A 5,070-nucleotide genomic window follows, 5' to 3' on the forward strand; every position below is an offset into this window, starting at 1 on the left:
AGCGGCGTAGACAAAAGAAAAGATAACAGGACTATAAATTATAGAAAAAGGTTGTGCCAACGTTTTGACACAACCTCGTTTTTCGTTCAGAACTCTGGAAGCTTAGGAGTGTGATGTTTGAAATACAGTTTTCTCATCCACCGGTCAAACAGGATGAAAAGCGGAATGGTCAGAATCAGTAGGAGATAAAAGCAAGGAATCTGGATACTTTCTGACTGTGGGAGGGTGGTGGGCGTAAAGGCTTCCCGGATGCTGTCTCCGAAGTACAGAACCAATCCTGTCCCACTGACACCTATCAAGAAGATAGCAGCGGCAATAGTTGCAAGCAGAATTCTTCTTTCTGATTTCTTCTCGCGCAGACGTATGGCTTCTTCTACCTTCTGCATGGTGCGGTAGGTAAAATTGGACGGCAGGCGGAAAGTAGTCTGTTCTCTTACCGCCTTTTTCAATCCTCTATCTTTTAGTTCTTCGTTCATACTTTTTCTTGTTTCATCAACACATAAATTTTTTTACGTATACGGTGTAGCTTTACTTTTGCGTTGCTTTCTGTCAGTCCCAGGATGAGAGCGACCTCATTCAATGTTTTTTCTTCATAATAGAACAGGCTTATCAGTGCCTGTTCCTCGGAATCGAGTTGCTCCATGGCTCTGTTCAATTTGGCAATTTGCTCTTCCCCTTCATCATTTAAGGCTTCATCTACTTGTGTATCGGATATGTTGGCAAGTAGTGCATCATCCATGACAAAGGTATCAAATTTCTTTTTCCGTGCACTCGAGATGGCCGTATTATATGCAATCGAATAAATCCACGTCGAAAAAGAACTGGTGCTCTTGAAAGACGAGAGATGCTGGAAGGCTTTCAGGAAGACATCTTGGGTCAGTTCTTCGGCATCTTCCTGGTTGGAGACGATGCGGGCCACCAGGATGAATACCTGCTGGCTGTATGTGTTGAGAAAATGCTCGTAAAGAGCAGTCTCTCCCCTCAAGATGCGCTGGATAATATGTCTCTCGTCGTCTTTCATTTTGTCTGTTAGACGCAAGTTTGTTTGCCCGGTTACAGATTTTCGGAAAAAAATATTTTTTCGAAAATCTGTAACCTCGTGTAAACAGTCGCGTCTAAAAGGTACAAAGAAACAAAATTACTCATTTAAAACGAAACGAATATGATGGATTTTATTATGGTGCCTGCGGTGATGACAATTATCACTTTGGGAATTTACAAACTGTTTGAACTGTTTGTTTGTAAGAAGGAAAGAATCATGCTGATTGAGAAGATGGACGAGCGGGGACTGCTTCCTCGGATGGATGCGCCTAAATTGCGTGGAAGTAGCTTTTCGTTTTCGGCTTTGAAAGTGGGATGCCTGCTGGCCGGCATGGGAATAGGTTTGATGCTGAGCTATTTTATCTGTTGTAATACGATTCCCGATTATTTTGTTGCTGAGAAAAGCTGGGCATACAGAGAAACCACCTCTCTGATTTATGGAGCCTGTGTGTTGGGCTTTGGTGGTATTGGGCTGATAGTGGCTTTCATTATAGAACTGAAGCTGAACAAGAAGTAAGGTCATCATGTGGAAAATGCCGACCTTTGCCGAAAAATTAGGGATATGAAGGCATTGGTTCTTTACGGCAGTCCCCGCCGCCAGGGTAGTATGTCGAAGATGCTGGAACCCACGGAAAAGGATGTGCGGAAGTGCAGGAAAGCGGTGCATGAATTATTGTAAAACATTGAAAAATCAATATGGGTAGAAAAGAAGAGTACAAATTGCAGAACGAACAGTTTCTGGAACGGCTGCGTATGGAAGAAGGAATCAATGAATTGCCTTGCGGCATACTTTATCGGGTAGTGGAGGAAGGCAGAGACGGCCCGGTACCGCGTCTCAATAGTGTGGTATCTGTGCATTATAAAGGCACGCTTGTCAATGGACGCGAGTTTGATAATTCGTGGAAACGGAATTGTCCGGAAGCTTTTCGCCTGAACGAAGTGATTGAGGGATGGCAGATTGCTTTGCAGCGGATGCACCCCGGAAGCCGCTGGATTGTTTATATTCCTTATGCCATGGGGTATGGTACGCGCGCCAGCGGTCCTATTCCGGCGTATTCCACATTGATATTTGAAGTGGAATTGTTAAGTATCTCGTGATACTGTTGAACAATTTGTTTTCTTATCTTGTTATCATAGTAAGGATAAAATTTCAATAGGTATGAATATGGATAAGAAAGCGGGGCATAATGCCCCCAAAGCAACATTGCCCCAGGCAGAAAATGAAAAGGGAACAGTACCCGGACAACAGATCGGGTTGTATAGCAAGGCCGATAACCGTGATGTCAAGCAGATGGTCAGGATGCTGAATAGCCCCGAAGAGCAAAGTCAGAAAGACAGAGGATAATCCTCTGTCTTTTTTTGTTGCCTTTTCCGACAATACTCTTTTGTTTGTACTATCTTTGCCTCCGTAATGGAAATACTTAAAAAAGCAAGATTCACATGCTACGGAAAGGAGACCTCACTCAAGGAGGCATAACCGGTACTTTATTACATTTTACCCTGCCCATGATGATGGGGGCTTTTTTGCAGCAATGCTACAACATTGCAGATACGCTCATCGTGGGTCAATGTATTGGTTCAGGGGCGTTGGCGGCGGTCGGTTCGGCATATACGCTGATGGTTTTCCTGATATCCGTCTTATTGGGACTGGCGATGGGCAGCGGCACCGTATTCTCTCTGCATTATGGCGCCGGAAATCCTGTGGTCCTGCGCCGTAGCATATTCAGTTCGTTTGTGCTGATAGGTATCGTGACCCTGATACTGAACGTGGCTGTTTTCATCTGGCTCGACCCTATTCTCCGGCTGTTGCAGGTTCCGCAAGACATATATGGCATGATGCGCAGCTACTTGTGGATAATCTTCTGCGGTATCGTCTTTACCTTCATCTATAACTTCTATGCAGCCCTGTTGCGTGCGGTGGGGGATTCCGTCACTCCGCTTTGGTTTCTGGCGGTTTCTGTCGTTCTGAATATAGCGCTCGATTTGTTTTTCATCCTTCAGTTGGATTGGGGAATTCAGGGTGCGGCTACAGCCACTGTTCTCGCCCAAGGAGTAGCCGCTCTAGGCATCCTCATTCATACTTACAAAGGACGTCCGGAACTGCGATGGCATTATGAAGACATGTGTTTTGACCGCATTTGCCTGAAGGAGATTGCTTCCTTCTCTACGCTGACTTGCGTCCAACAATCGGTGATGAATTTAGGAATCCTGATGATACAAGGGCTTGTCAACAGCTTTGGAACAGCTGTAATGGCAGCCTTTGCCGCTGCAGTGAAGATTGACTCTTTCGCCTATATGCCCGTGCAGGAATTCGGGAACGCCTTTTCCACCTTTATTGCACAGAACTTTGGGGCCGGACGTTACGACCGCATTCACCGGGGTGTTCGCAGCGCATTTGTCACAGCTGTTGTCTTCTCACTCCTTGTGTCCGTGCTGGTTTTCGTGTTTGCCGAGCCACTGATGCTTGTCTTTGTCCGTCCGAACGAAACGGAGATTATCGCAGTGGGGGTGACATACCTGCGCATCGAAGGCGCTTTCTATTGTGGCATCGGCGTCTTGTTTCTGCTGTATGGATACTACCGGGCCATCCGCATGCCGGGCATGTCGGTGGTGCTGACCATATTGTCGCTGGGCACCCGTGTCGTTCTTTCCTACTGGCTGGCCTCGATACCTGAGATTGGGGTGACGGGCATCTGGTGGTCCATCCCCATCGGCTGGCTGATTGCCGACGTGGTCGGCATCTGGTACTATCGGTACAAGAAGTTCCGTTTTCAGGAATCTAAGGCATGATGCGGCAGATCTGCTCTACGGTTCTTCGGATATTGTCTTGAGCAAACTCGGGTTGCATGGCTTGCTCCAAAGAGACGGGAGAGGGGGTAATGGAGAATACGCCCCGAAAGCCCGCTTCGTTCAATATTTTAGTGTCTTCTATCGCTCCTGCCAGCAGGATGACGGGAATATGTTTCCTCCTTGCTTCCTGCAAGATGCCCGAAGGTACTTTCCCCATAAGAGTCTGCCGGTCTGATTTCCCTTCTCCGGTGATGAGGAGGTCGGCATCCTTAATCTTTTCTGCAAAGTCCAGAGTTTCCAAAAGAAGCTCTATGCCGGGTTTCAACTGCGCATCCAGAAATGCGTGGAGACCGCCACCCATGCCGCCTGCCGCACCGGCACCGGGATGCAAGGATACGTCTTTGCCGGTAGTGCGGAATATGACGTCCGAGAGATGCTGCATGGCAACATCCAGTTCCCTCACCATATCCGCGTCCGCTCCTTTTTGGGGAGCGAATATGTGGGCCGCTCCATTGGGACCGAAGAAAGGATTGCGTACGTCACATGCCGCCGTGAAACAAGCCTTTCTCAGTGCGGGATGGGCAGAAGAACTGTCTACGGAGCTGATTTCCGATAGAAGGGTACCGCATAGGGCGATGCCTTTTTCCATACTTCCCACTTCGTGTCCTTCTTTGTCGAAGAAACGGAATCCCAATGCTTGCAGCATTCCCAGGCCGGCATCGTTCGTGGCGCTTCCTCCAAGTCCGATGATGAAACGGAGGCATCCCTGTTCCAGGGCATCGCGTATCAGTTCGCCTGTTCCGAAGCTGGTGGTCTTCATCGGATTCCTTTTGTCGGCAGGAACCAGTGGCAGTCCGCTGATGGCAGCCATTTCTATGAATGCGGTATTGCCGTTTCCGGAGATGCCGTAACTGGCATCGCACGGTTGCATCAACGGGTCGTGGGCACAGACGGTGATACGTTTTCCGTTACTGGCTGCAAGCAGGACGTCGAGCATGCCTTCTCCACCGTCGGCCACGGGGAGCACGATGGTCCGGCACTCGGGACATGCGGCATGTACCCCTTGGGCGGCAGCTTCTCCGGCTTCTGTCGAGGTGAGGCATCCTTTGAAGGAATCGATGGCAATCACTATCTTTTTCATGTTGTCGGTAAAATATGCGGGAACAAAATTATATAGAAAAATCGAGTTTTTCTACACCGGCACAATAAAAACCGAGGCCAACCCTGAAACTCTGCTTC

7 protein-coding genes are annotated in these 5,070 nt (G+C 48.2%); 4 read left to right on the forward strand and 3 right to left on the reverse strand.

Annotation, left to right across the window (positions count from 1 at the left end; translation table 11 throughout):
* Positions 1-86: 86 nt before the first annotated feature.
* Together M1B78_RS18140 and M1B78_RS18145 are read right to left on the reverse strand one after the other, a co-directional pair.
* Positions 87-476 carry a hypothetical protein gene (locus M1B78_RS18140; RefSeq protein WP_016273509.1) on the reverse strand — a complete coding sequence of 130 codons (390 nt, stop codon included), beginning with the start codon at positions 474-476 and terminating at the stop codon, positions 87-89.
* On the reverse strand, positions 473-1,021 hold the full coding sequence (locus M1B78_RS18145) for an RNA polymerase sigma factor (protein ID WP_257932160.1): 549 nt from the start codon (positions 1,019-1,021) through the stop codon (positions 473-475). Before M1B78_RS18145 ends, M1B78_RS18140 begins: the two co-directional genes overlap by 4 nt.
* A 141-nt stretch (positions 1,022-1,162) precedes the next feature.
* Here M1B78_RS18145 and M1B78_RS18150 point away from each other — a divergent pair, with 141 nt between their 5' ends.
* From M1B78_RS18150 to M1B78_RS18165, 4 genes are all read left to right on the forward strand, one after another.
* Positions 1,163-1,558: a DUF6249 domain-containing protein gene (locus M1B78_RS18150; protein WP_257932159.1), complete on the forward strand. Its 396-nt coding sequence runs from the start codon at positions 1,163-1,165 to the stop codon at positions 1,556-1,558.
* 179 nt (positions 1,559-1,737) lie between these two features.
* Complete coding sequence (locus M1B78_RS18155; RefSeq protein WP_257932158.1) at positions 1,738-2,139, forward strand: FKBP-type peptidyl-prolyl cis-trans isomerase; 402 nt, start codon at positions 1,738-1,740, stop codon at positions 2,137-2,139.
* A 67-nt stretch (positions 2,140-2,206) separates the two neighbouring features.
* Positions 2,207-2,386: a hypothetical protein gene (locus M1B78_RS18160; protein WP_246866982.1), complete on the forward strand. Its 180-nt coding sequence runs from the start codon at positions 2,207-2,209 to the stop codon at positions 2,384-2,386.
* 95 nt (positions 2,387-2,481) lie between these two features.
* Positions 2,482-3,831, forward strand: coding sequence for an MATE family efflux transporter (locus M1B78_RS18165; protein ID WP_257941458.1), 1,350 nt, complete (start codon positions 2,482-2,484; stop codon positions 3,829-3,831).
* On the opposite strand, the gene M1B78_RS18170 is transcribed toward M1B78_RS18165, so the two are convergent.
* Positions 3,821-4,972, reverse strand: a complete 1,152-nt coding sequence (locus M1B78_RS18170; RefSeq protein ID WP_257941459.1) for a glycerate kinase family protein — start codon at positions 4,970-4,972, stop codon at positions 3,821-3,823. The two genes, M1B78_RS18165 and M1B78_RS18170, sit on opposite strands and share 11 nt — an antisense overlap.
* Positions 4,973-5,070: the final 98 nt, after the last annotated feature.

Origin of the sequence: Bacteroides muris (ex Fokt et al. 2023), assembly GCF_024704895.1 — a bacterium.
GTDB lineage: Bacteria > Bacteroidota > Bacteroidia > Bacteroidales > Bacteroidaceae > Bacteroides > Bacteroides muris.

Excerpts from the sequence above, each read along its gene's own strand:
- M1B78_RS18165 (WP_257941458.1), top strand. The coding sequence starts at position 2,482 with ATGCTACGGAAAGGAGACCTCACTCAAGGAGGCATAACCGGTACTTTA.
- M1B78_RS18155 (WP_257932158.1), top strand. The coding sequence starts at position 1,738 with ATGGGTAGAAAAGAAGAGTACAAATTGCAGAACGAACAGTTTCTGGAA.
- M1B78_RS18140 (WP_016273509.1), bottom strand. The coding sequence starts at position 476 with ATGAACGAAGAACTAAAAGATAGAGGATTGAAAAAGGCGGTAAGAGAA.
- M1B78_RS18145 (WP_257932160.1), bottom strand. The coding sequence starts at position 1,021 with ATGAAAGACGACGAGAGACATATTATCCAGCGCATCTTGAGGGGAGAG.
- M1B78_RS18170 (WP_257941459.1), bottom strand. The coding sequence starts at position 4,972 with ATGAAAAAGATAGTGATTGCCATCGATTCCTTCAAAGGATGCCTCACC.
- M1B78_RS18160 (WP_246866982.1), top strand. The coding sequence starts at position 2,207 with ATGGATAAGAAAGCGGGGCATAATGCCCCCAAAGCAACATTGCCCCAG.
- M1B78_RS18150 (WP_257932159.1), top strand. The coding sequence starts at position 1,163 with ATGATGGATTTTATTATGGTGCCTGCGGTGATGACAATTATCACTTTG.